This window comes from Brevundimonas sp. P7753 (assembly GCF_013386595.1).
Classification (GTDB): domain Bacteria; phylum Pseudomonadota; class Alphaproteobacteria; order Caulobacterales; family Caulobacteraceae; genus Brevundimonas; species Brevundimonas bullata.
In genome coordinates, this window is sequence record NZ_JACARP010000028.1 from 15663 (window position 1) to 42117 (window position 26455).

Below are 26455 nucleotides of genomic sequence, written 5' to 3' on the forward strand. Positions count from 1 at the left end.
CGCCCCCTCACCCCTCATTCAGGGTCCAGGCAGTTCCCAGGCGACTGCGATTGATACCTGAACAACCACAAGGAAACACAGGCGCGAAGGCTAGCCGCAGGGCTAACCCAGGCAGAACTCCGCCCAGTCCTCCATCAGCCGAAATCGCTTCGCCATCATGTCTCCACGACGATAGGCCGCCTCAACCTTGCTGCTCACTGTGTGCGCCAACGCCATCTCGGCAGCTTCTTGAGGATGCGCGGTCTTCTCCGACACCCAATCCCTGAACGTCGACCGGAAGCCGTGCGGCACGGCCTCGACCTTCATGCGGCGAAGCACGGAAGCAAGGGTCATGTTCGAGAGCGCCTCGCCATCGATATTGGCGAAGACCAGATCAATGTCCGGATTCCGGCGCGTCGCAGCGAGAAGCGCGAGCGCGCCTGACGAAAGCGGCACACGATGCGGCCGCCCCGCCTTCATCCGCTCACCCGGCACGACCCACAGGGCGGCCGGAAGATCGATCTCGGACCATCTGGCGCCCCGCACTTCGCCCGAGCGCGCTGCGGTGAGAATGGTGAACTCAAGCGCCCGCGCGCCTGTCCCTTTTTCTTCAGCAAGCCTGGCCATGAAGGCAGGCATTTGGTCGATGCCCAAGGCCTTGTGGTGAACAACCTTCGCGACCCGGGATGGCTTGGCGAGGAGTTTGTCCAGATGCCCCCGCCAACGTGCGGGATTGGGGCCAGATCGGTATTCGCGCGCCGCGGCCCAATCGAGCACCATTTCCACACGCCCGCGAAGGCGGCTCGCGGTCTCGGTCTTGATCGTCCAGATGGGCTCCAGAATTCGCATCACATGAGGAAGAGCGACTTCCTCCACGCCCAGGTCGCCGATCACCGGATAGACATAGGTTTCAAGCGTGGCCGCCCACTGCGCCCTGTGTTTGGGATTCTTCCAGCTAGCCTCATGCGCCGCCATATAAGCCTCTGCGGCCTTGCGGAACGAGATCGCAACGACGGCGGGCGTTCTCACCGCTCGGCGCGCCTCACGACCTGCTTCGACTGGATCAATACCGCGCCGGATCTGCTCCCGCGCGTCGCGGGCGGCCTCTCGCGCTCGCGCCAGCGTCACATCGGGATAGCCCCCGAGACCCAGGTCTCTCCTCCGCTTGCCCATGGTTGCGCGCAAGATCCAGCTTCGCCCGCCGCTTGACAGCACTTGCAGGGCTAGCCCCGCTACCCCGCCAACAAAATGCAGGCCAGGTTCGCTTAGCCGCGACACCGCCAATGGTCCTAGTTCATCTGCTTTCCGGGGCATTTTCCACCCATCCAACAACCCATCATAAAACCCATCAACTCACCCATCAAAAAATCTGCGCTTGAGTGCAACAATATGCAACGTCCTGAAGCGACCAAACTCAAGCCACACCTGGGTTCAACCTACCTCTGAACAACGGTGAATAGGGCTGAAAAGGCCCGGAATCCGACACCCTCTCCGCCACTTACTTGCCAGATAGAAGCCTCCCCTCAGCGGGACATCGTCGAGCGGTCAGGCGACCTGTTAAGGTCGCCCTCTCGTATCCGCTTACTGCCCCGTCGGCGCGTCCAGCAGGCGACCGGCCTGGACGGAGGCCGTGCCGGAAAAGGCCGGGCGCGTGATGGTCATGGTCTTCAGGTCGATCTCGCCGTCGACGCCCATCGTGGTGACGCGCACGGCGGCATAGTCCAGCGGTTGGCCGAGCACGGCCTGCGGCGCGCCCTCGGGTTGGACCAGCCAGACATAGCCGCTGCTGGCGGTGTGGAAACGACCGATCCCGTCGGCTTCGACGCACAGAGCGCCGTCTTCGTCCACGCCCAGGCCGACGGCGGCAGGATCATCCGTGGCCCGCGTCTGCGCCACGAAGGCGATCAGACGGCCGAGGCGGTCGCGGGCGCTGAAATGGGTGTCGGTCACCACATGGGCCAGATAGGGCATGGCCAGGAAGTCGCGCACCATGGTGACTTCGGGGCCCATGGGGTCCTTCAATGCGGCCTCGGAGTCGACGCTGCCGTCGTCCATCGCCCCGTATCCGGCGCCGCCCAGAATAGCCAGGCCCGCGCTGGTGCCGCCGATCGGGCGACCGCGCGCGACATGGGCGTTCAGCGCCGTCTCAATCGGGGTGTCCTTCCAGAAGCGGACGTATTTCGCCTGATCGCCCCCGGCCAGAAAGATCCCGTCAGCTTGCTCCAGGATGGCCAGAACGCGCGGGTCCTGCGCCGCCTTGCGGTCGTCGAACAGCAGGGTCTGGACCGAGGCCGCCCCGCCGATGTCGCGATAGATCTCTTCGCCGGCCTCGCCGTCGCCCGAGGCGCGCAGGATGACGATATGGCCATTGCCGGCCTTGCCCAGGAACCAGCGGAAGGCGTCGTAATCCCAGTCGCCGCCGCCCATCAGCATCATGGCGGGTTCCGTTCCCCCCGGCCTCGGCGCCGAGACGTCGCCGACCGAGAAATAGGTGTAGCCGTCAGGCGTTTCCGCCGCCCTGGAGGCCGTCGCCCCCGCAACCGCTGCAAGCCCGAAAAGCAGCGCTAGGATCGCCTGTCGCATGAAACATTCCCTGGTCCGTTATCTTCGCCGACATAGGCGCACATTTCGCTGATCGACGCGATACGAACGGTGATTTTTGCCCTTCTAAAACAGTGAAATCGGCCCCATGGTGATCAAAAGAGGGACAGGGGGATCACCATGAAACACGTCAAATCCATCATCGGCGTTCTGACGGCCGGCAGCAGTCTCATCGCGCTGTCCGCCGCGGCACAGACCGCGTCGCCGCAGTCAGCCGAAGAGGCCGCGACACGGGTCGATGAAGTCATCGTCCTGGGTTCGCGCATTCCGCGTCAGATCGACACCGAGGGCCCGGCGCCGGTGACGACGATCACCTCCGAAGACATCCTGCGCAACGGCTATCAAAGCGTGCCGGACCTGCTGCGCGCGGTCACTCAGAACGGCGGGGAGACTCAGAGCCAGCAGTCCTCGTCCGGCGCCTCCTTCACCCCCGGCGCCCAGCAGGTCGACCTGCGCGGGCTCGGCCCCAACCACACCCTGGTGCTGGTCAACGGCCGCCGCATCGCCGACTTCCCCCTGCCCTTCCAGGGCCAGAGCAACTTCACCGACGTGTCGAACATCCCGGTCGGCCTGATCGAGCGGGTCGAGGTCCTCAGCGGCAGCGCCTCGGCCATCTATGGGTCTGACGCCATCGCCGGGGTCGTCAACTTCGTGCTCAAGAAGTCGGCGGACGGCACGCGCTTCGACTTCCGCTCCGGCTTCACCGAGGACGGCGGCGGCGAGTCGCAGCGCCTGACCATCACCACCGGCTGGGATCGCGGCGCCTTTCACGGCGTGGTCGGCGTCGAGCTGCTGAACCAGGAACCCCTGTGGGCCTATGACCGCGAGATACAGGATTCGACCAAGGACAGCCCGGTCAACACCACGGCCCGTCGCGCCTTCCTGCGGTTCGACGACGTCGACGACTACCTCGATCCGGGCGACGCTGCCTGCGCCGCCCTGTCCTCGCTCAACGGCGGCACCACCTACTACGCCAACCGCCCACGCTACGGGAACTTCTGCGGCAGCGACGAATCGATCGGCTACGGCACCATCCTGAGCGAGCGCCAGGGCGTGAACGCCTATTCGGCCATCGGCTACACCCTGAACGACCGGGCCGAGCTCTTCCTCGACCTGCAGTTCAGCCACAGCAATCTGAAGCTGTTCCGCGACGTTCAGACCTGGCTCTATCAGGACGAGAACGGCAGCGAGGACGGCCTCTTCGTCAACGCCGACACCGGCCTGATCGAGGGCTGGCAGCGTCAGTTCTCGCCTGAGGAAATGGGCGGCCTGGCCAGGGGCTTCACCCACAACCGTTCGACCTCGTTCAACATCACCCCGGGGATCAAGGGCGTGTTCGGCGACGGCGACAAATGGGCCTATGAGGTGGCCTTCAACCACGCCGAATACCGCTCGAAGGTCCGCTTCCCCCAGATCATCGCCAGCGCGGCCAACAAGTTCTTCCTCGGGGATTCCCTGGGTATCGATCCCGATAGCGGTCTGGCCATCTTCTCGGTCGGAGAAAACGCGGATCGTCTGTACAAGCCGCTGACGCCCGCCGAGTACGACCAGATCGCCCAGCATGCGGTCTATGAGCCGCGCTCGCGAACCGACAACCTGTCAGCCTCCATCACCAACAGCGCCCTGTTCGAGTTGCCGGCGGGGCCGGTGGGCTTCGCCGCCGTGGTCGAGGCGGGCAACCAAGGCTATGAGCTCAACCCCGATCCCCTGGCCCTTATCCCCTATTACGTCGGCCTGATCGATTCCGACGGCAAGGGTGATCGCGACCACTGGGGCGCCGGCTACGAGGTCCGCGCGCCTCTGCTCAGCAATCTGGAGTTCAGCACGGCGGGCCGCTACGACCACTATGAGTTCGCCGGCAAGGGCTTCGGCAAGTTCACCTACAACGCCGGGCTGGAGTATCGCCCGATCAGCACGGTCCTGCTGCGCGCGGCCTATGGCACAGGCTTCCGCGCCCCTGACCTGCACTATGTCTTCTCGGGCCCCGGCAACACCCACCCCTCGGGCACTGACTACTTCCGCTGCGCCACCGAGGAGCCGGACGAGGACATCGGCGATTGCAGCTACTCGGACGAAGGCATCGTCGCCTACCGCAACGGCAACCGCGACCTGCAGCCCGAGACCAGCAAGTCGTTCAACGGCGGCGTGGTCTGGCAGGCGACGCGCAACCTCAGCCTGTCGCTGGACTACTTCCGCGTAGAACTGAGCGATCAGGTCCGCGACATGAGCATCGACACCATCCTGCGGGACGAGGCCAGCTGCCGCCTGGGCGGCGCCGATCCGGCCTCGCCTACCTGCGTCGACGCCATCGCCCGCGTCGAGCGCCAGACGACCGGCCCCCTGGCCGGCAGCCTGATCGGCGTCTTCACCAACCCGATCAACATCGCCCAGGAAACCACCTCGGGCTTCGATGTCGCGGCGCGTCTGCGCGTGCCGACCGAGCGCATCGGCGAGTTCAACGTCTCGCTGGCCTACACCTATGTCGACGACCACACCTTCCAGCAGTATCCGGGCGATCCGAGCATCGACAAGCTGGCCTTCGACAGCGGCTACTACATCCCGCGCGACAAGGGCACGGCCAGCGTCAGCTGGGCGCTGGACAAGCTGACGGCGACGATCCAGGGCCAGTATCTCGGCAAACTGCCGAACTATGACGAGGACGCCTACATCAGCGACAGCTGGATGTTCAACGCCTCGGCCCAATACGACCTGACGGACCACGTGCGCCTGTCGATGACGGTCAACAACCTGTTCGACGAGGGCCCGGTCAAGGACCCGACCTACAGCGCCTACCCCTACTACGACATCTCGTGGTTCGACTCGGTCGGCCGCAGCTACTACTTCCAGCTGACCTACAAGTTCGGCGGCGCCGGGCTCTAGAACACCCTGGCCCTCTCCTCCAGCCCTGCCCGTAGAGCTGGAGGAGCTTGCCCCGCGTCGGTCCGACGGGCTTCTGTGCCGGCTGCGGCCCCGTCCTGCGTGACAATTGGATGACACCCAGGGATGCGCCGAGAGCTTCAGCACAAATGCTGCATTGCACACCCATCTAAGCCCGAGGATACATAGCCCCCGCGCTCGGGAGCCCGTGCCCCGTTCGCAGTTGCAACGCACCCTTCAGAATGGTGCGTGCAGCCTTATTGGGAGGGATGGGGCGATGAATCGTCTTTTGGTCAGCGTATCCGTGGGCGCGCTCGCGGCCCTGTGTTCCACCACCGCCATGGCCCAGCAGGCGTCGCCTGAACGGGCCACGACGATCGACGAGGTCATCATCACCGCCCAGAGGCGCGAACAGGCGGCCCAGGACGTCGGCATCGCCCTCAGCGTCCTCAGCGGCGAGAGCCTGACGCAACAGGGCGTCACCAACGTCAATCAGCTTCAGAACGCCACGCCCAACCTTGAGGTCGAGCCGGCCTTCGGCGGCGGCGCGGCCCAGTTCCGCCTGCGCGGCGTCGGCTTCCAGGACTACGCCTCGAACAACTCGCCCACCGTCGGCGTCTATGTGAACGAGGTCGCCTATCCGGTCCCGGTCATGACCCAGGGTCTGATCTTCGACATCGACCGGGTCGAGGTCCTGCGCGGGCCGCAAGGCACCCTCTACGGCCGCAACACCACCGGCGGGGCCATCAGCCTCGTCACCAAACGCCCGACCGAGGACCTGTCCGCCGGTCTGATGACAGAATGGGGCAGCCAGGATCAGTTTCGCGCCGAGGGCCATGTCTCCGGCCCCCTCGCCGCGACCGTACGCGGTCGTCTGGCGGTTTCGACCGAACAGGGCGGCGCCTGGCAGCGCCACCGCGACACCGGCGAGAGCCTGGGCGACGCCGACCGCAGCGGCGCCCGCGCCCTGATCGACTGGACGCCTAGCGACCGCCTCTCCTTCCTGCTCGACGTCCACGGCGGCATCGACAAGTCCGAGAACCAGGGCCTGTATCTGATCAGCGATTTCCTGACGCGCGACGGCGACGGCGACGGGGTCAGCAATGGGGTCGTGATTCCCGCCGACAAGGACCGCTCCAAGACCGGCTGGGGCCTGTCGCCGCGCTTCGCCGCCGAGATCGGCCGCGATGTGAACGCCAAGCCAGGCCGCGACAACGCGTCATGGGGCACGTCGTTGAACGCCAATCTGGCGCTCAACGGCCTCAGCCTGAGCAGCATCAGCAGCTTCGAGACCCTCAAACGCCGTGAATACGGCGACTGGGACGCCAGCGCCTCGGTCGAGGCCGACACCTTTTTCGGCAGCGACGTGGACGTGATCTCGCAGGAGCTGCGGCTGGCCTCCGACAACGACAACGCCCTGACCTGGGTGGCCGGATTCTACTATTCCAGGCAGGAGCTGAACGAGCGCTACTCGTCGGACTTCATCGACATCTACGGCACCTACGCCCAGGTCGCCTATGATCAGAAGGTCGAGTCCTGGAGCCTGTTCGGCCAGGCGGAATACGCCTTCGCTGAGCGCTGGAAGGCCATTCTCGGTCTGCGTTACGAGGAGGAGACACGCAAATTGGAAGGCTTCGGCTCGGCCTTCGGCGGCGCCACCGCCCTGCCCCCGACCAGCGTCGACACCAGGATGACGCCCCTGACCGGCAAGGCCGCGCTGGAGTTCAAGCCGTCCGACAACCTGCTGATCTACGGCTCGGTCAGCCGAGGGGCCAAGTCGGGCGGTTTCACCACCTACAACACCGGCGACCGCAGCGGCATCGAACCCTTCGACCCGGAAATCCTGTGGGCCTATGAAGTCGGCTTCAAGGCCGATCCGTCGCGCGCGGTGCAGGTCAACGGCGCCGCCTATTACTACGATTACAACGGCCAGCAGGTGCTGTCGGCGGTCTGCGGCGCCAACGGCCCCGTCGGTCGCTTCACCAACGCCGATTCCAAGATCTACGGCGCCGAGCTGGAGGGCGTCTTCCGCCCGACCGCCGGTCTGCGGATTTCCCAGAACGTCAGCTACAAGCAGGGCGAGTACACCGACTTCATCGATCTCGACATTCCCGCCTGTCAGCAGACCCGCACCACCGTCCTCATCGACAAGTCCGGCGACGAAATCCCCTTCCCTGCCCTGAGCTATGGCGGGTCCATCTCTTACGACTGGAGCGTCAGCGGCTTCGCCGTCACGGCCGAGACCAACTACGCCTACCGCGACGAATATCCCTCCTGGCTCGGCGCCAAGTACGACGTCGAGGCCTATTGGCTGGCCAACGCCAGCGTGACGGTCGGGCCCGAGGACGCCAACTGGTCCGTCACCTTCTGGGCGCGCAACCTATTCGATCAGGACTACGATCTGACGCGCAACTTCTTTACCAACGCCAGCATCGCCCAGCCGGGCCGCCCACGCACCATCGGCGCCCGCCTGAGCCTGCAATACTGAGGGCTTGTCCGGCCGGCCTTGGGGCGTTTTGTGACGCACGGCCCGATGCAGATGCGATATGGGGGATGCCGATAGGCCAACGAAAGGCGAGACCGCGTGAACTCAGGTGACTGGCGTCTGGCACGAGACCGGCTGCGCGCTCGGCTGGCTGCGGTGCTGCTGGTCGTCCTGACCTTCCTGGCGCCGCTGGCGGTGGCGACCGCCGCCCATGCTCAGCCCGCCCGCGACCGCCTGGTTCTGGGCCTGCCGCTGGAGCCGCCGAACCTCGACCCGACCTCGGGGGCGGCGGCGGCGGTGGACGAGGTGGTATACGCCAATGTCTTCGAGGGCCTGACCAAGCTGACGCAGACGGGGGTCGTGGCCCCGGCGCTCGCCGAGTCATGGGAAGCCGCGCCCGACGGGCTGAGCTGGACCTTCCACCTGCGACGTGGCGTGACCTTCCAGGACGGCGCGCCGTTCGACGCCTCGACCGCCAAGTTCTCGCTGGACCGCATCACCGCCGAGGGTTCGACCAACGCCCAGAAGGCCCTGTTTGCGCCGATCCGGAACGTCGAGGTCGTCGATCCGGCGACCCTGCGCATCCGCCTGTCCCGCCCGATGGCGACCCTGCCCTATGTCCTGGCCTGGGGCGACGCGGTGATGGTTTCGCCGAGCAGCGCGGCCACCAACGCCGTCACGCCGGTCGGCACCGGCCCGTTCAAACTGCAGAGCTGGCAACGCGGCAGCCAGCTGACCCTGACTCGCTGGTCCGGCTACTGGGGTCCCGCGCCCCGCCTGAACACTGTCGTCTTCCGCTTCATCAGCGACCCGACCGCCGCCTTCGCCGCCGTCAGCGCCGGCGATGTGGACGCCTTCCCCAACTATCCCGCGCCTGAAAACGTGGCCCAGTTCCAGCGCGACCCACGCTTCCGCGTCGTGGTCGGCGCCTCCGAGGGCAAGGTCATCCTGGGGATCAACAACACCAAGGCGCCGCTCAACGACGTGCGGGTGCGCCGCGCCCTGTCCTACGCCATCGACCGCAACGCCCTGATCCAGGGGGCCATGTTCGGCTTCGGCCAGCCCATCGGCAGCCACTATTCACGTCAGGCGCCAGGCTATGTCGACCTGACCGGCCTCTATCCCCATGATCCGGCCAAGGCGCGTCAACTGCTGGCTGAGGCGGGCTATCCCAACGGCATCGACGTGACCCTGCGTCTGCCGCCGCGACCCTACGCCCGACGCAGCGGCGAGGTGCTGGCCTCGCAACTGGCTCAGGCGGGAATCCGCGTGAAGATCGAGAACCTGGAATGGGCCCAGTGGCTGGATCAGGTGTTCAAGCGCCGCCAGTTCGACCTGACCATCGTCGAGCACGTCGAGCCGATGGATTACGACATCTATGGCCGCAAGGACTACTACTTCGGCTACGACAGCCCCGCCTTTGACGCCCTGCTGGCCCAGGTGAACGCCGCCCCGGACGAGGCGACGCGCAACCGGCTGCTGGGCGATCTGCAACGCCGCATCAGCGACGACGCCGTCAACGGCTTCCTGTTCCAGTCCTCGCGCATCGGCGTGTGGAAGGCGGACCTGAACGGTCTGTGGATCAACGGCCCCATCGCCGCCAACGACGTGTCAGGGGCCTATTTCACCGGCTCGGGCGCGGCGGGGGCGACGGCCGCCGAGCGCACCGGCGGCGGCCTGCCGTGGGGCTGGATGTCGCTGATCGCGGGCGCAGCCCTGCTGGCCTTCGTCGGCTGGCGCTTCGGCGTCAGTTGGCTGCTGCGCAAGCTAAGCGGCCACGCCCTGACGCTGGCGGCGGCCACGGTCGTCATCTTCCTGCTGCTGCAGGTCGTGCCGGGCGATCCGGCCAGCTACATGATGGGGCTGAACGCCAGCCCAGAGTCCGTCGCCGCCCTGCGTCAGCAGATGGGGCTGGAGGGCTCCGGCATTGAACGCTACCTCGCCTGGCTGGGCGACCTGCTGAGCGGCCAGTTCGGGAGCAGCTACACCTATCAGGTGCCGGTCGGCAGTCTGATCGCCGAACGTCTGGCCGTGTCCGCCCCCCTCGCCCTGATGGCCACCGTCCTGTCGCTGGCCGTCGCCCTGCCCATCGGCGTCATGGCCGCCAGCCGCAGGGGAACCGCCGTCGACACCGGCCTGATCGGCCTGACCCAGGTGGGCGTCGCCCTGCCGAACTTCTGGATCGCCATGCTGTTGATCCTGCTGTTTTCGGTAAACCTGGGCTGGTTCTCAGCGGGCGGCTTCCCCGGCTGGGATCAGGGCTTCTGGCCCGCCTTCAAGGCCCTGATCCTGCCCGCTGTGGCGCTGGCTGCGCCTCAAGCCGCCATCCTCGCGCGCGTCCTGCGCACCGCCCTGCTCGACACGATGAACGAGGACTATGTCCGCACCGCCCGCGCCAAGGGTCTGTCGGTCAATCAGGCCTTGTGGCGGCATGCCCTCAGAAACGCCTGGATCCCGGTGCTGACCATCCTCGGCCTTCAGTTCCCCTTCCTGCTGGCGGGCGGCATCATCATCGAGAACGTCTTCTCCCTGCCCGGTCTGGGCCGACTGGTCTTCCAGGCCATCACCCAGCGTGACCTGATCGTGGTGCAGAGCGTGGTGGTGGTGCTGGTCTTCGCCGTGGTTCTGGTCAGCTTCCTGATCAACCTGGCCTATATGTTCGCTGATCCGCGCCTGAGGGGACGCCGCGCATGACCGACGCCCCTGCTCCTGTCGCCTTGGCCGCCAAGCCGCGCTCCCGCTGGCCGCTGTCCCTGATGGTCGGCGGCGTGTTGACCGCCGTGGTGGTGGCGACCGCCCTGATCGCCTTCGTCTGGACGCCCTATGACGTCGAGGCGCAGAATATGGCCGCCAAGCTGACGGCCCCCTCCGTCATCCACCCGTTCGGCACCGACCATTTCGGCCGCGACGTCCTGTCGATGATCATGGTCGGGGCGCAGAACTCGCTGGCCGTGGCTCTGGTCGCGGTCGGCATCGGCGCCGGGATCGGCGTGCCTCTGGGTCTCACGGCGGCGGCGCGCGGCGGCTGGGTCGACGACCTGGTGATGCGCGGCAACGACCTGATCTTCGCATTCCCGGCCCTGCTGCTGGCGGTGATGATCACCGCCGTCTTCGGCCCCGGCGCGATCAACGCCATCCTCGCCATCGGTCTGTTCAATATTCCCGTCTTCACACGCGTGGCGCGCGGCGCGGCCATGGGCCTGTGGACCCGCGAGTACGTGCTGGCGGCGCGGACGGCGGGCAAGTCGAAAGCCCTGATCTCGATCCAGCACATCCTGCCCAATCTGATGAGCCTTCTGGTCGTGCAGGCGGCGATTCAGTTCGCCGTCGGCATCGTGGCCGAGGCCGGGCTGTCCTATGTCGGGCTCGGCGCCCAGCCGCCCATGCCCAGCTGGGGCCGGATGCTGGCCGAGGCCCAGACCATGATCGGCTTCGCCCCCTGGCTGGCTGTCATGCCGGGTCTGGCCATCTTCGTGACCGTGCTGGGCCTCAGCCTGACCGGCGACGGCCTGCGCGACCGGCTCGACCCGCGCGTTCAGGAGCGTCGGGCGTGAGCGTCCTCGACATTCGCGACCTGAGCCTGTCGATCGGTTCGACGCCGATCCTCAAGGCCGTCAGCCTGTCCGTCGCCCCCGGCGAGATCCTCGGCCTGGTCGGCGAAAGCGGCTCGGGCAAATCCATGACCGCCCTGGCGATCCTCGGCCTGACGCCGCCACGCGCCACGATCAGCGGCGAGATTCGTCTGAATGGTCGGTTGATCTCGAACGCCTCCGACGCCGCCCTGTGTCAGGTGCGGGGCCGCGACGTCGGCGTCATCTTTCAGGAGCCGATGACGGCCCTGAACCCCGTCATGACCATTGGCGATCAGGTCGCCGAGACGGTGCGCCTGCACAAGGGCTTCTCCCGCAAGCAGGCCCTGGCCGTCGCCCGCGCCGTTCTGGACCGTGTCGGCCTGCCCGCCGAGCGCTTCCCGCTGGGCCGCTTCCCGCACGAACTGTCGGGCGGTCAGAGGCAGCGCGTGGCTATCGCCATCGCCATCGCCCTGACGCCCAAGCTGCTGATCGCGGACGAGGCCACCTCGGCGCTTGACGTCATCGCCCAGGCGCAGATTCTCGACCTGCTGAAACGTCTGGCGCGCGAGGACGGCATGGGGCTGATCCTCATCGCGCACGACCTGGCTGTCGTGGCCGACACCGCCGACCGCGTGGCGGTGATGAAGGACGGCGAACTGGTCGAACAGGCGCCCGCCGCCCGCATCCGCAGCGGCCTGAGCCATCCCTATTCGCAGCGTCTGCTGGCCCATGCGACCCACATTCCCAGGCGCACCCGTCAACCGGATTTGGACGCCGCGCCAGTGCTTCAGGTCGAGGGCCTGGTGCGCGAATACCCGCGCCCCCGCCCCCTGTTCGGCAAGGCGGTTCCCTTCCGGGCGGTCGATCAGGTCAGCCTGTCGATCCAGCCGGGCGAGAGCATCGGCCTGGTCGGCGAGAGCGGCTGCGGCAAGTCCACCCTGCTGCGCGCCATCCTGGCGCTCGAAACGCCGCAAGGCGGCGGCGTTCGGGTCAAGGGCCGCGACCTCACCGCCGCCCGCGACGCCGCGCTGAAATCCATCCGCCGCGACATTCAGGTGGTGTTCCAGGACCCTTACGGCAGCTTCGACCCGCGCTGGAAGGTCAGCGACCTGGTGGCCGAGAACTTCCATCTGCTGGACGCCCGCCCCAGCCCAACTGAGACGCGCCGTCGTGTCGATGAAATGCTGGAGCGCGTCGGCCTGAAAAGCAGTGCCGCAGACCGATATCCGCACGAGTTCTCGGGCGGTCAGCGCCAACGCATCGCCATCGCCCGCGCCCTGATCACCGAACCTTCGATCCTCTGTCTGGACGAACCTGTTTCGGCGCTGGACGTCTCGATCCGGGCGCAGATTCTCGACCTGCTGGCCGATCTGTCGAACCGCCTGGGCCTGTCCTACCTGTTTGTGAGCCACGACCTTTCCGTGGTGCGCGCCGTGACGGACCGGGTCTTGGTCATGCAGTCCGGGCGGATTGTGGAACAGGGCGACACGGCGGCCCTCTTCGCAGCCCCATCGCATCCATATACGCAGAAACTTCTGGCGGCGACGCCGGATCTGGTCCGCAATAGCGCTCTGGAAAAGGAAATCGCCGGATGAACCGCAGAACCGTACTCGGCTCGGCCCTGATCGGCGCCGCCGCCTCAGCAGCGGGCGCCGCCAGCGCCCAGCCCGCGGCCCGCACCGCCGCCCGAGCTGCCGGCCGCACCGGGCCGCTGAACCTGATCACCGATGTCGAGGGCATCAAGATCGGTCAGGCCCATGACGCGGGCGTCCGCACCGGCGTCACGGTCATCCTGGCCGAGAAACCTGCGGTCGCCGCCGTGGACGTGCGCGGCGGCGGTCCCGCCGGTCGCGAGACCGACGTGCTGAAGCCCGAAAACCTGGTGCAGGAGGTGGACGCCATCGTCCTGTCCGGCGGCTCGGTTTACGGCCTGGCCGCGGGCGACGGCGTCGCCGCCTGGATGGGAATGCGCGGGCGCGGCTACGGCATGGGGGGCGCGCCGGGCGTGCCGCCTTCGCCCATCGTGCCAGCTGCCTGCCTCTATGACCTCGCCAACGGCGGAAACAAGAAGTGGGAGATGGACCCGCCCTATCGCGGCCTCGCCGTCGCGGCGCTGGAGGCGGCCGGCGATCGCTTCGACCTGGGCACGGCCGGCGCAGGCTACGGCGCCTCGGCGGGCGCGCTGAAGGGCGGGATCGGTTCGGCTTCAGCCGTCATGGCCTCGGGCTGGACGGTCGGCGCCATCGTGGCGGTCAACAGCGTCGGCTCGGTCGTGGCGCCCGGCGGCAAGAGCTTCTGGGCTGCCCCCTATGAGATCGGCGACGAGTTCGGCGGTCTGGGCTCATCGGGCCTGCACGCCTCGGCCGAAGACTGGGGCCCGGCCAAGTTCCGCCCCCAACCGCGTGAAAACACCACCCTGGCCTGTATCGCCACCGACGTCGCACTGACCCGGGTCGAATGCCAGCGCCTCGCCATCATGGCCCAGGACGGGCTGGCCCGCGCCATCCGCCCGGCCCACGCTCCTTACGACGGCGACACCCTGTTCTGCCTGTCCACCGGCAAGAAGGTCATCGACGACCCCGCCATGCGCCAGATCGCCGTCGCCCAACTGGGCAATGTCGCCGCCGACGTCCTGGCCCGCGCCATCGCGCGCGGCGTCTATCACGCCGCCAACTACGAAGGTCAGACCGGCCAGACCTGGCGGGAGCTGTAAGCTCCCGCCAGAGGGCTTTAGCGGACGCCCAGCGCCAGGGCGTCAGGCCGACGCGTGTCCGCCGCCCCGAGGAAGCGGTCGCCCTCGATCATGATGGACTGGGTGCTGCCCATGGTCATGGACGGGCGGACCGTGTGGCCGCGCTCGCGCAGCAGGCGTTCGACGTCGGGCGAGAAGCCGCCTTCCAGTTCCAGCGGGCTGTCGCCGCCGCCCTGATTCAGGCGCGGACGCATGGCCGCCTCGGCGATGTTCAGCTGGTGGTCGATGACGTTGGAGATCAGCTGGACCATGGTGGCGATGATGTAGCCGCCGCCGGGCGTGCCGGTGACAATCCAGGGCTTGTCGTCGTCAAACACGATCATCGGCGTGATGGTCGAACCCAGACGCTTGCCCGGCGCCGGCGAGTTCGGCTCGCCGTTTCTGCCCCACGAGAAGTTGTCGAGCGAGTTGTTCAGCAGAATGCCCGTCCCCACCGGGGCCACGTGGGCGCCGTAGGAGTTGGACAGGGTATAGGTGTTCGACACCGCATTGCCGTGGGCGTCGGCCACCGAATAGTGGGTCGTGTCCTGGCTCTCGTACGGATAGGGGTTGCCCTCCGGGATGTCGGCGGCGGCCAGCGAGCGATCCATTGCAATCAGCTTGACCCGTTCGGCGGCGAATTCCTTGCTGGCCAAGCCCTGCGCGGGCGTCGTCCACTGCGGCGCGCCGCCGATCAGACGACGGTCCGACGAGACGATCTTCATCGCCTCCGAGATCAGGTGCAGGCTATCGACGCTGCCCCAGCGCAGCTCGCGCATGGGGAAGTGCTCCAGCAGGTTCAGCCCCTCGGCGACGCTGACGCCCGAAGCGGTCGGCGGCATGTAGGCGATGCGGTGATCGCGATAGGTGGACCAGATCGGGGCGGTCACATCGGCGCGATAATCAGCCAGGTCCTGCGCGTCCATGATCCCGCCGCCGGCGCGCACGCCCTCGACGATCTTCTGGGCCAGTTCGCCACGATAGAAGGCGTCGGCGCCGCCCTGCTGCACCTGACGCAGGCTCCAGGCCAGCTGGGGCTGCTTGAACCGTTCGCCCGCGCGATAGGGGGTGCCGTCGGGCTTCAGATAGGCTTCGCGGGCGCCTGGATCGTTGGCCAGGACCGTGGCGCGACCCGCCGTGGCGTCCGCCTCGCCGTCCGAGAGGATGACGCCGTCCTCGGCCAGCTTGACCGAAGGGGCCACGACCTGAGCCCAGCTCAGGGCGCCGAAACGCTTGTGCGCCTCCCACATGCCCGCAACCGTGCCCGGCACCGAGACGTTGCGGAAGCCGGACGGCGCCCGGCGGTCGAACTTGCCGTTGTCGTCCAGCAGCAGGTCCGGCGTCGTCGCGCGCGGGGCCGTGCCGTAATAGTTGATGGCGATGTCCTGGGCCGGGCGATCCGCCGTCGCCGCCATGTGGACGATCATGTAGCCGCCGCCGCCGATATTGCCCGCGCGCGGCAGGGTCACAGCTTCGGCGAAGGCCACGGCCACGGCGGCGTCCACGGCGTTGCCGCCCTGTTTCAGGATGTCGACGCCGACCTGCGTCGCCACGGCGCTCTGGCTCACCACCATGCCGCCGCGTCCCACCGTAGGGCTGTGAATCTGGCCGTAGCTGACGATGTCCCCGCCGCTGCCGACCGCGGGGCGGGTCGGGACCGCCGCCTGCTGGGCGAGAGCCGGCAAGCCGAGAAGCAGCGCCGCCGAGGCGACCGCCATGGACTTCAACAAGTGAGAACGCATCGCCACCCCGTCATACTAAAAACCCCGGAGCGCCACCTTCCGCCCCTCCGGCCAAGCCGTGCGCGCCCAAAACATCAGCGCAGCGCATGAAGCGGAAGCGTTAGCATTCCACAAAACGACACTTCAAGGCTATAAAATGTAAGTTTCGCCTACCCGAACTCAAATAACGGCAATATTTTTGCGCTCTTTGATTGACGCCGACAATGTGACCGCTTCTAGTCAAATCTGCGGCCTCAAGACCAATAGTCGGTCAAAAGAACTCCTCGCCTGGCGATGGAACGGTCGCGTGTTCCAACTTCGGCCATTGGCCGGCGGACCCTAGGGGGGGTCCGATTTCATCTCGGGGATTACCAGTACAATGCGAGCGACGTTCGCTACACACCGACGCCTTAAGACGGCCATGCTGGCCACCACGGCCCTGTTCAGCCTGGCCACCGCCGCCGCCGCCGCCGCGCAGGACGTCCCGCAGGAAGAAGCCACTCAGATCGATGAAATCGTCGTCGTCGGCTCCCAGATTCGCGGCGCCAAGGTGACCGCCGCCCTGCCCGTCACCGTCATCGGTGAAGAAGAGATCATGGCCGCCGCCCCGACCTCGGGCGACGATCTGTTCCGCTCGATCCCGCAAATGGGCGACGTGACGTTTAACTCCTCCTACCTGCCGGGGACCTCGAACTCGGCCCGTGGCGACACCGGCTCGGTCAATCTGCGCAGCCTCGGCATCGGCAACACCCTGGTGCTGCTGAACGGTCGTCGCGTCGTCGGCCATCCGACCTCGCAGGCCAACGAACACCTGGTTCCGGTGCTGACCTACAACACCAACGCCATTCCGGTGTCGGGCCTCAAGCGCATGGAAGTGCTGCGTGACGGCGCCGCCGCCATCTATGGCGCCGACGCCGTGGCCGGCGTGGTCAACACCGTCCTGCGCGACGACATGACCGACTGGACCGTCTCGACCCAGTACGGCGGCGCCGAAGGCACCGGCATGCGCGAAATGAATGTCTCGGTCTACGGCGGCAAGGACATCCAGGACGGCCGCGGCAACGTCTCGCTGTTCTTCAACTATGACCACCGCGACGAGCTGAACACGCTGGATCAGGAATACACCCGCTCGAACAATATCACGGACCTGTTCGCCGGCACCGGCTTCGAGAACAACAGCAGCCTGAACGCCACCTCCGCTCTGGCTCCGTGGGGCCGCTTCACAGTGCGCGGCTCGGGTGCGACCATCGGTTCGACCCCCGTCACCGCCTTCACCGTCATTCCGGGCACCCACAAGGATTGCTTCAAGCAGATCGGCGACGGCCTATGCGTCACCAACACCGCCAACCTGCCGTCGGACCTGAACGCCGACACCCCCGCCATGGGCCTGACGGTCATGCCGGAAGTCGACCGCTTCAACCTGTTCCTGACCGGCAAGTATCAGATAAACGACGCGATCGAAGCTTTCGGTGAACTGGGCGGCTACCAAGCCAAATCGCAAGCCTGGCAAGAGCCGATCAGCACAGCCTCGGGCGTCAGCTTCATCATCCCGGGCACTAGCTATTATAACCCGCTGGACGGCGCCCAGAACCTGACCCTGACCGGCTACCGCTTCTCGGACATGGGTCCGATCAGCGTCGCTGTCACCAACCGGCAGTTCCGCGTTCTGGGCGGTCTGCGCGGCGACTGGAAGGGCTGGAACTGGGAATCGGCGTTGATGTGGTCGGAAGCGACCGCCAAGGACGTGTCGGACAACATCTCAGCCACCAAGCTGCAGGAATGGGCCGCCAAGTCGACCCCGGACGCCTACAACTTCTTCAACGGCGGCTCGCTGACCAACCCGACCGTGGGTGACGATATCCCGTCGAACCAGGCCGCTCTGGACGCCATTCGCGTGGACATGGTTCGTCGCACCAAGACCGAACTGGGCCTGTGGGACTTCAAGATCTCGCGTCCGGATATCTATCAACTGCCGGCCGGCCCTGTCGGCGTCGCCGCCGGTATCGAGGTCCGCACCGAAACCCAGCTGGACGACCGCGACAGCCGCATCGACGGCACGATCCGATACACCAATCTGGCCGGTGTTGTTTCGTCTGACCTGATCAACCAGTCGGAAAATCCGGACACCTACGGCGAACGTGACGTCTTCTCGGCCTTTGCCGAAATCGCCGCACCGCTGGTATCGCCGGAAATGGGCGTGCCGCTGGTCCACAACCTCGAAGTCCAGATCGCTGGCCGCTTCGAGGAGTATTCGGACTTCGGTTCGGTCGCCAAGCCCAAGTTCGCTGCGGCCTGGGACATCGTTGACGGCTTCCGCATCCGCGGCTCGTGGGCCCAAGGCTTCCGTGCTCCGAACCTGGAGCAGATCAACGCCACGGTCATCACCCGTTCGAACCAGAGCATCGACTGGATCTACTGCGAAGCCCTGCGCGTCCAGAGCGGCTTGCTGACCACCGCCAACGGCTCTGTGGTCGACAACACCCTGCGTGCCTGCGGCGCGTCGATGACTTCCAAGGTCGCCTCGGCCTTCCGTCCGGACTTCAATCAGAACCACGCCCGAAAATCGACCCAGGAGCGTCGCTCGGGTAATCCGGACCTGAAGCCGGAAGAGTCCGAAACCGTCTCGCTGGGTCTGGTCGTCCAGCCGCGCTTCATCCCCTCAAACCTGGGTGACTTCACCTTCACCGCCGACTGGTGGCAGGTGAAGCAAGAGGGCATGGTTGGCCTGTTCCGCGGTCAAAATGCTGTGACGCTGGACTACCTGCTGCGCAAAAACGGCTCGTTCAATCCGAATGTTGTCCGCGCCGATCCGACCGCAGCCGACAACGCCATCTTCGCAGACTCGGGCCTCGCGGCTGCTGGTGAGATTCTTTACATCAAGGACGCCTACACCAACCAACAGCCGCAAACGGTTGAAGGTCTGGACCTGGGCCTGATGTGGCGCCTGCGCGGCGACGAGTACGGTGACTTCAACGTCAACCTGAACGTCTCGCACCTGATCAAGTATTCCCTGGACATGGCGCCGGACACGCAGATGCTGGCCGACGCACAAGCCTCGGGCGAGCTGGACGAAGCCGTCTTCCTGTCGGGCTCCTTCGGCGACATGATCGCCGACTTTGGCCGTCCCGAATGGAAATGGTCGCTGTCGGCCACATGGCGCAAGGATGCTTGGACGGTCGGAGCCTTCACCCAGTACATCTCGTCACTCTATGACGACAGCCTGACCAACTCGGCCGGCGACTACTGGACGGTCGACTCGACCATCACCGCCAACCTCTATGCCGAGTACGTCTTCGACGGCGCCAGGTTCAGCGAGGCTCTGGCCGACACGGCTGTCCGCGTCGGCGTCCGCAACATCACCGATGAGCAGCCCCCGCTGGCCAGCGGCGGCTATGTCGGCGCCGTCTATCAGCCCTATGGTCGCTACTGGTACGCCAGCATCCGCAAGACCTTCTAGTCGGTCTTGATCCTATCGGGCGGAAGGCGAGCGATCGTCTTCCGCCCTTTTCTGTTTCGACGTCTGTTGTGGAGTTCCCGATGAAACCCGTCTCGATGCGCGCCCTCATGCTCGCCGCCGCCCTGACCACGCTGAGCGCCCCGGTCGTCGCCGCCGAGCTGTCGCCTCAGGCTCGCGCCCAGATCACCGGCACGGTCGAACGCAACCAGCCCGCGCTCGATCACGCCGCGCTCGAAATCTGGAAGTTCGCGGAGCTAGGCTATCAGGAGACGCAGAGCTCCACCCTATTGCAGGGCCAGCTGACCGAGGCCGGCTTCACCGTCACGCCGGGCATCGCCAACGAACCCACCGCCTTCCTGGCCAGCTTCAAGAACGGCGACGGCCCGGTCATCGCGGTCCTGGCCGAATATGACGCCCTGCCCGGCCTGTCGCAGACCCTGAACCCGGTCCAGGAATCGGCCGGCGGACACGCGGGCCACGGCTGCGGCCACAACCTGTTCGGCGCGGCCTCGGTCCACGCGGCCATCGCGGTCAAGGACTGGATGGTCGCCAACAACATCAAGGGCGAACTGCGCGTCTATGGCACGCCCGCCGAAGAAGGCGGCTCGGGCAAGGTCTATATGGTCCGCGACGGCCTGTTCAACGACGTCGACGTGGCGGTTCACTGGCACCCCGGCAACGTCAACAGCGCCCGCCAGGGCGACACCATGTCCAACGTCTCTGGCAAGTTCCGCTTCTACGGCGTCTCGTCCCACGCCGCCGCCGCGCCTGAAAAGGGCCGCTCGGCGCTGGACGGCGTCGAGGCCATGAACGCCATGGTCAACCTGATGCGCGAGCACGTGCCCGACCGCACCCGCATTCACTACGCCATCACCGACGGGGGCAAGGCGCCCAACGTCGTCCCCGCCTATGCCGAGAGCTACTACTACGTCCGCCACAACGACCCGCAGATCGTCCGCGACGTGCTGGAGCGGGTGAAAAAGGCGGCTGAAGGCGCGGCGCTGGGCACCGGCACCCGCGTCGAGTTCGAGGCCATCGGCGGCGTCTATTCCATGCTGCCGAACGAAGCCCTGATGACCGTCATGGACCGCAACCTGCGCCATGTCGGCGGCATCACCTGGACGCCCGAGGAAATCGCCCTGGCGACCGAAATCCAGAAGACCCTGCCGACCAAGCCCGACCTGGCCAGCGTCGGCACGATCGAACCGGCGGTGATCGGCGGCGACTTCGGCGGCTCGACCGACGTCTCGGACGTGTCGTGGGTCGCGCCGACGGTCGGCCTGTCCACCGCCACCTTCGTCCCCGGCTCGGCGGGCCACTCCTGGCAGAACGTCGTGGCCGCCGGTTCGACCATCGGCCTGAAGGGCGCGCATCTGGCCGCCAAGACCCTGGCCCTGACCACCGCCGAACTGTTCCAGAGCCCCGACACCATCGCCACCGCCAAGGCCGAGTTCGACCGTCGTCGCGGCCCCGACTTCCAGTACGAGGCCCTGCTGGGCGACCGCGCCCCGGCGCTCAACTACCGCGACTGAACCGCCACTTCATCAGCAGCACCCCGGTCGCCATGACCAGCGCACAGGCGTTGGCCACGGCGACCGGCCAGGCGTCGATCATCACACCATAGGCCGTCCACAGGACGAAGCAGGTCACGGTCAGGGAATAGGTCTTCAGCGACACGCTGGAGGCGTCCCGCGTCTTCCAGATCTTGATCATCTGCGGCGCGAAACTAGTGATGGAACATAGCGCCGCCGCCGTGCCGACGACGTTGGCGATCAGATCGCTCATGCTCCCGCCTTTGACACGGAACGTTTCGCCCGAGCTTTCGGCGGCTGCTCGGCCTCTATCTCTTCGGCGCGCGCGGCGGGCTTGCCGGTGATCGCCCGCGCCGGCTTGCCCGCATGGATGGCCAGCGCCCGCTGCTCCACCTCGTTCAGGATGACGGCCAGTTCCTTGTCGGTCAGATGCTCAATGCCGATGAAGCGGGCGTCTGCTTTCCTGACTGCATAGATCAGCTCGTCCATCTTGGCGTGCATGGCCGCCGCGTCTCGGTTCTGGGTGCTCTGGATCAGGAAGACCATCAGGAAGGTGATGATGGTGGTGCTGGTGTTGATCACCAGCTGCCAGGTCTCGCTGAACCCGAATAGCGGCCCCGTCCCCGCCCACACCAGGACCAGAAGCAGACAAGCGATGAAGGTCCACGGCCGCCCGGTGATCTTGGCGGTCGCACTGGCGAAACGGTTGAACAGTTTTTCCATGACCGTTTAACCCGTCTGAATGGCCGAGGTTGCTCAGGGCAGAGGCGGCGGTCGGCGTTCGCGCGTCGCCCGCTCATAGGCATGGCCCAGCGACAGAATGCGGGCGTCGTCCCATTTCCCGCCGATGAAGCTGAGACCCACCGGCATGCCGCGATCAAAGCCCATCGGCACGGTCAGGTGCGGATAGCCCGCCACCGCCGACAGTCGGCTGGCCGACCCCTGCATCTCATCCTCGTCCTTGGGATCATTGGTCCAGGCGCGCGAGGTTGTGGGCGCGATCAGGGCGACCACGCCATGTTCGGCCATCATCCGGTCGATCCCGTCCGGTCCCGCCGCCTTCAGCGATTTCGCCCGCGCCTCGACATAGGCGGGATCGCTCAGCCCCCCGGTCGCCTGGGCCCGCTCGAACAGGTCCTGCCCGAACAGCACCAGTTCGCGCGGCTCAGCGGCGTTGAAGGCGATGACGTCGGCGAGGGTCCGCGTTTTCACCTGCGTCGGGTCGGTCGAGGCCAGATAGGCGTTCAGGTCGTGCTTCAGCTCGGTCAGCAGAACGGTCAGCTCCCACCCGCCGATGGCCGGCAGATCGGCTGGCCCTTGCTCGATCTCCACCACCTCGGCCCCGGCGGCGCGCAGGGCGGCCAGAGCCCGCTCGAAATCGGCCCGCGTCTCAGCGGAATAGGAGGGCAGCAGGAAGCGCATGACGCCGATCCGGGCGCCGCGCAGGCTGTTCGCATCCAGCGCCGCGCGATAGTCGACCTTGCGCGCGTCCGCCTCAAGCGTGGCGGGGTCGGCGGGATCGCTGCCCGCGATGACGGTCAGGACGATGGCGGCGTCCTCGACCGTCGTGGCGATGGGGCCGGCGGTGTCCTGCGAATGGCTGATCGGGACGATGTGGGTGCGGCTGACCAGACCCACGGTCGGCTTGAACCCGACCACGCCGTTGACTGCGGCGGGACAGGTGATCGCCCCGTCCGTCTCGGTGCCTATGGCGACGGGCGCCAGGCCGATGGCCACGGCCGTCGCGCTGCCCGAGGACGACCCGCAGGGCGTCCGTTCGGGGGCGTAGGGGTTGCGGGTCTGACCCCCGACCGCGCTCCAGCCGCTGATGGAATCCGACGCGCGGATATTGGCCCACTCCGACAGATTGGTCTTGCCGAGGATGATCGCGCCGGCGTCGCGCAGCCTCGCCACCAGAGGCGCATCACGACCCGGCGCATTGGCGGCCAGGGCCAGCGAACCCGCCGTCGTCGGCATGTCGCGGGTCTCGATGTTGTCTTTCAGCAGGATGGGAAGGCCGTCCAGATAACCCTCGCCCTCGCCTTTCGACCAGCGGATGTCCGACACCAGCACCACCAGGGCATTGGGAGCGACACCCTCGCCCGCCCCCTGGTCGACCCGCAGCGCCCAAGCTGGGTGGCCCGGTCCGTAGATGGCCATGTCGTCGACGATCTTCGCCGCCGTGGGAGGTACGTATCCGACTCCCGCGACAGCCGGATCATTCTTGACCCCAGCGCACGCCGTCAGCGCCAGGGCGCTGACGGCGGCGGCGATCAGTCCGCCTTTTCGGGCGCCCGCGTACCAATGGTGCGGTCGAGGAAGTCGAGGTAGGTGCGCCATAGGTGAAGCTGCCTCTCGTTGCCACGCACGCCGTGGCGCTGTCCGGGATAGAGCATGGTCTCGAACGGGATGCTCTTGGCCTGAAGACCGTCCAGCACCCGCGTGGTGTTCTCGAAGATGACGTTGTCGTCGGCCATGCCGTGCAGCAGCAGCAGACGTCCGGTCAGGTTGTCGAGACGGCCCAGCACGTCCGACGCGGCATAGCCTTCCACATTCGCCTGCGGCGTCGACATGTAACGCTCGGTATAGGCCGTGTCGTAGAGGCTCCACTCGGTCGGCGGTGCGCCGGCCAGGGCAGAGGCCAGACCCATCCTGGGCTCGGTCAGGGCCATCAAGCTCATGAAGCCGCCGTAGGACCAGCCCATCATGGCGATGCGGCTGTCATCGACGTAGGGCAGCGACCGCAGATAGTCGGCGGCGATGACCTGATCCTCGATCTCCGGCTGCCCCATCTTCAGATAGAGGGCCTGCTTGAAGGCCGCCGAACGGTCGCCCTCGCCCCGGTTGTCCAGGCGGAAGACGATGTAGCCGGCCTCGGTCAGCAACTGGTTGGTCGCCCCCTGCCAGCCGTTCTTCACGCCGCCGCCGGAGGGGCCGCCATAGACCTGCATGACGACCGGATAGGTCTTGGTCGGGTCAAAGTCCGGCGGCGTGGTCATCTGCCACATCAGCGTCTCGCCGTGGCTTTGCAGCGTGCCGAAGGTGGGCTTCTGCTGGCGCTCGGCATAGGGCCAGAAGGGGTGGCCGGGTTGCAGCTTGTTTTCCTCGATCCAACGCACGCGCGTGCCGTCGATGCTGTACAGCGCTGACTGCGGCGGGGTGTTCACGTCGGTATAGTTGCCGACATAGGCCGTGCCCGTGTCGTTGACCGAAGCACTCCACCAGCCGCCGCGCGGCGTGACCTCGGTCGGCGTGCCCGTCCGCTTGTAGCTGGCGCGGAACAGCTGCTGCTCGATCGGGTATTCCTTGCCGTCGCGCATGGAGGCGGTGAAGAAGACCTCGCCCGTCGTCGGATTGACGCCCGCCAGCGACTTGACCGGATAGTTCCCCTGCGTGATCGCGCGCAGTCGGCGACCGTCGCGATTATAGAGATAGAGGTGGTTCCAGCCGCTCTCTTCCGACGACCAGATGAAGTTGCCGTCCTCCAGCGCCTTGAAGCTGTGGCTCAGCGGCACCCAGGCGTCGGAGCGTTGGGTGGCGATGACGCGGCTGGCGCCCGTGGTCGGATCGACGCTCAGCAGCTCCAGCGTCTTCTGGTCGCGCGACAGGCGCTGGACGTACAGAGTCCGCCCGTCCTTGGCCCAGTTGACGCGGGCCAGATAGATGTCGGCGTTGGCGCCCAAGTCGACCTTGACCCGTTTACCGGCCTGCACGTCCTGGACATAGAGCTCGACCACGGCGTTGGGACGCCCGGCGCGCGGATAGCGCTGCTCGATCACCGAGGCGCCGCCGCCGGTGATGTCCAGGCGCGGAATGATGTCGACGGTGCTTTCGTCCGTGCGTTGCAGGGCGATGAAGCGCTCATCCGGGCTCCACCAGTAGCCGGTGTCGCGATCCAGCTCTTCCTGGGCGATGAACTCGGCCGTGGCCCAGGTGATCAGGCCGTCGCCGTCGTTCGTGATCGCCTGTTCAGCGCCCGAGGCCAGGTCCAGCACGACCAGATCCTGATCCCGCACGAAGCTGACGAATGAACCCTTGGGCGAGACCTTGGCGTCGATTTCGTCGGCGGCGGTCTCGGTCAGGCGGCGCACGCTGCTGTCGGCGCGGTTGGCCAGGAAGATGTCGCCTTCCAGCGGGGCCAGGATGTAGCGGCCCTGCTCGTCCCACGAATATTCCACCACGCCGCGCGCCGAGATCCGCATCCGCTCGCGCCGCGCCTTCTCGGCCTCGGACAGTTCGCCCGCGTCGGGGACCAGGGCCCGCGCGTCGATCAGCTTGAACGGCTCGCCGCCCGCAACCGGGGCGGCCCACAGGTCCAGCACGTCGACGTCGTCCTCGCGCGAACGCAGGAAGGCCAGCAGCTCGCCGTCCGGCGACAGGCTGACGCCCTTGGCCACCGGCCCCGACAGGGACGGATTGGCGAAGACCCGCTCTACCGTCAGGATCGAGGACGCCGGCGCGGTCGCCGCCGGGGGCGACGCGGTCTGCGGGCTGGATTGGGCGAAGGCCGAGGTCGCAGCCATCAGGATCGTCGAAGCAAGAAGGAATGTGCGCATGACGGCGAAGCTAGAGGCGAAATCTTCCGCCGTCATTCCTTTTTACGGCGCCGCGCCGCAGCAAATTCCGATGGTCGAAAGCGGTCAGCCATCCTAACTCGACGCCCTATCCATCTGATCTGAAACGACTTCCCTATCCCTACCGCGTCATTTGCTCGCCTTGGTCCGCGTCCAGCCTATCCTGCGTGCGTTCTTTGACATCACCGCCCGCGCCCGCCGCCGCTTCAGGTTCCGCGCCCCTCCTCCAACCGCCCCGAGCCATTGCACCATTTGGACTGTTTTTTTTCGCCGCAGGGTGCAATGGCGACTGCGACGCCCGCGAGCCTTTCGCAATCGCTCGCGACCGCCTAGGTAGTCGCCATGTCTGACGCCTCCCCCGCCGCGCCGCCCGTCAAGGCCAGCCCGTTCCACGACCTCGAGGTCCTGTGGGTCCGCCACTGGACCGACCAGCTGTTCAGCTTCGCCCTGAAACGGCCCGAGGATTTCCGCTTCCGCTCGGGCGAGTTCGTCATGATCGGCCTGCCGGGCGAAGACGGCGGTAAGCCGGTCCTGCGCGCCTATTCCATCGCCTCGCCCTTCTGGGCCGAGGAGCTGGAGTTCTTCTCGATCAAGGTGGCCGACGGCCCGCTGACCTCGCGCCTGCAGAAGATCCAGCCCGGCGACCGCGTCCTGATGGGCAAGAAGCCGACCGGGACCCTGGTGCTGGACGCCCTGACCGGCGGCGAACGTCTGTGGCTGATCGGCACGGGCACCGGCCTGGCGCCCTGGCTGTCGGTGGCGCGTGATCCCGAGACCTATTCACGTTTCAAGCAGGTCATCGTCTGCCACACGGTGCGCAATGTCGCCGACCTAGCCTATCGCGACTTCTTCACCCATGAAATCCACGACGATCCCCTGATCGGCGACGAGGCCAGGGCTCAGCTGACCTATTATCCGACCGTGAC

General features: G+C 66.6%; 16 protein-coding genes. 9 read left to right on the forward strand and 7 right to left on the reverse strand.

What is annotated here, in order from left to right:
* Positions 1-102: 102 nt before the first annotated feature.
* Positions 103-1293: a site-specific integrase gene (locus HX774_RS06730; protein WP_178825358.1), complete on the reverse strand. Its 1191-nt coding sequence runs from the start codon at positions 1291-1293 to the stop codon at positions 103-105.
* A 267-nt stretch (positions 1294-1560) separates the two neighbouring features.
* Positions 1561-2562, reverse strand: coding sequence for a cyanophycinase (locus HX774_RS06735; RefSeq protein ID WP_178825360.1), 1002 nt, complete (start codon positions 2560-2562; stop codon positions 1561-1563).
* A gap of 138 nt (positions 2563-2700) precedes the next feature.
* Here HX774_RS06735 and HX774_RS06740 point away from each other — a divergent pair, with 138 nt between their 5' ends.
* The 6 genes from HX774_RS06740 to HX774_RS06765 all read left to right on the forward strand — a co-directional run bounded on the left by HX774_RS06740 (position 2701) and on the right by HX774_RS06765 (position 14227).
* On the forward strand, positions 2701-5460 hold the full coding sequence (locus HX774_RS06740) for a TonB-dependent siderophore receptor (RefSeq protein WP_178825362.1): 2760 nt from the start codon (positions 2701-2703) through the stop codon (positions 5458-5460).
* A gap of 274 nt (positions 5461-5734) precedes the next feature.
* A complete protein-coding gene (locus HX774_RS06745; RefSeq protein ID WP_178825364.1) occupies positions 5735-7945 on the forward strand; it encodes a TonB-dependent receptor in 2211 nt (736 codons plus the stop codon).
* A 96-nt stretch (positions 7946-8041) separates the two neighbouring features.
* Positions 8042-10636 carry an ABC transporter substrate-binding protein gene (locus HX774_RS06750; protein ID WP_370523362.1) on the forward strand — a complete coding sequence of 865 codons (2595 nt, stop codon included), beginning with the start codon at positions 8042-8044 and terminating at the stop codon, positions 10634-10636.
* Positions 10633-11496, forward strand: coding sequence for an ABC transporter permease (locus tag HX774_RS06755; protein ID WP_178825366.1), 864 nt, complete (start codon positions 10633-10635; stop codon positions 11494-11496). The genes HX774_RS06750 and HX774_RS06755 overlap by 4 nt, the downstream gene beginning before the upstream one ends.
* A complete protein-coding gene (locus tag HX774_RS06760) occupies positions 11493-13109 on the forward strand; it encodes a dipeptide ABC transporter ATP-binding protein (RefSeq protein ID WP_178825368.1) in 1617 nt (538 codons plus the stop codon). Before HX774_RS06755 ends, HX774_RS06760 begins: the two co-directional genes overlap by 4 nt.
* Positions 13106-14227: a P1 family peptidase gene (locus HX774_RS06765; RefSeq protein ID WP_178825370.1), complete on the forward strand. Its 1122-nt coding sequence runs from the start codon at positions 13106-13108 to the stop codon at positions 14225-14227. Before HX774_RS06760 ends, HX774_RS06765 begins: the two co-directional genes overlap by 4 nt.
* Positions 14228-14244: 17 nt before the next feature.
* On the opposite strand, the gene ggt is transcribed toward HX774_RS06765, so the two are convergent.
* The gene (gene ggt / locus HX774_RS06770; RefSeq protein WP_178825372.1) at positions 14245-15987 is read right to left on the reverse strand and encodes a gamma-glutamyltransferase; all 1743 of its coding nucleotides are present in this window, start codon (positions 15985-15987) and stop codon (positions 14245-14247) included.
* Between the two features lie 400 nt (positions 15988-16387).
* On the opposite strand from ggt, the gene HX774_RS06775 reads away from it, so the two are divergent.
* Both HX774_RS06775 and HX774_RS06780 read left to right on the forward strand, forming a co-directional pair.
* Positions 16388-19423: a TonB-dependent siderophore receptor gene (locus HX774_RS06775; RefSeq protein WP_255500170.1), complete on the forward strand. Its 3036-nt coding sequence runs from the start codon at positions 16388-16390 to the stop codon at positions 19421-19423.
* Between the two features lie 80 nt (positions 19424-19503).
* Positions 19504-20955, forward strand: a complete 1452-nt coding sequence (locus tag HX774_RS06780) for an amidohydrolase (RefSeq protein WP_178825376.1) — start codon at positions 19504-19506, stop codon at positions 20953-20955.
* On the opposite strand, the gene HX774_RS06785 is transcribed toward HX774_RS06780, so the two are convergent.
* Genes HX774_RS06785 through HX774_RS06800 form a run of 4 tightly spaced genes read right to left on the reverse strand, consistent with a single transcriptional unit; the run spans position 20939 to position 25478 of the window.
* Positions 20939-21208: a SemiSWEET family sugar transporter gene (locus HX774_RS06785; RefSeq protein WP_114817457.1), complete on the reverse strand. Its 270-nt coding sequence runs from the start codon at positions 21206-21208 to the stop codon at positions 20939-20941. The two genes, HX774_RS06780 and HX774_RS06785, sit on opposite strands and share 17 nt — an antisense overlap.
* The gene (locus tag HX774_RS06790) at positions 21205-21678 is read right to left on the reverse strand and encodes a low affinity iron permease family protein (protein WP_178825378.1); all 474 of its coding nucleotides are present in this window, start codon (positions 21676-21678) and stop codon (positions 21205-21207) included. Before HX774_RS06790 ends, HX774_RS06785 begins: the two co-directional genes overlap by 4 nt.
* 33 nt (positions 21679-21711) lie before the next feature.
* The gene (locus HX774_RS06795; protein WP_218650302.1) at positions 21712-23295 is read right to left on the reverse strand and encodes an amidase; all 1584 of its coding nucleotides are present in this window, start codon (positions 23293-23295) and stop codon (positions 21712-21714) included.
* Complete coding sequence (locus tag HX774_RS06800; RefSeq protein ID WP_255500171.1) at positions 23229-25478, reverse strand: S9 family peptidase; 2250 nt, start codon at positions 25476-25478, stop codon at positions 23229-23231. The genes HX774_RS06795 and HX774_RS06800 overlap by 67 nt, the downstream gene beginning before the upstream one ends.
* A 393-nt stretch (positions 25479-25871) precedes the next feature.
* Between HX774_RS06800 and HX774_RS06805 the strand changes: the two genes are divergently transcribed.
* A partial coding sequence (locus HX774_RS06805) for a ferredoxin--NADP reductase (protein WP_255500174.1) occupies positions 25872-26455 on the forward strand: 584 nt, incomplete at its 3' end.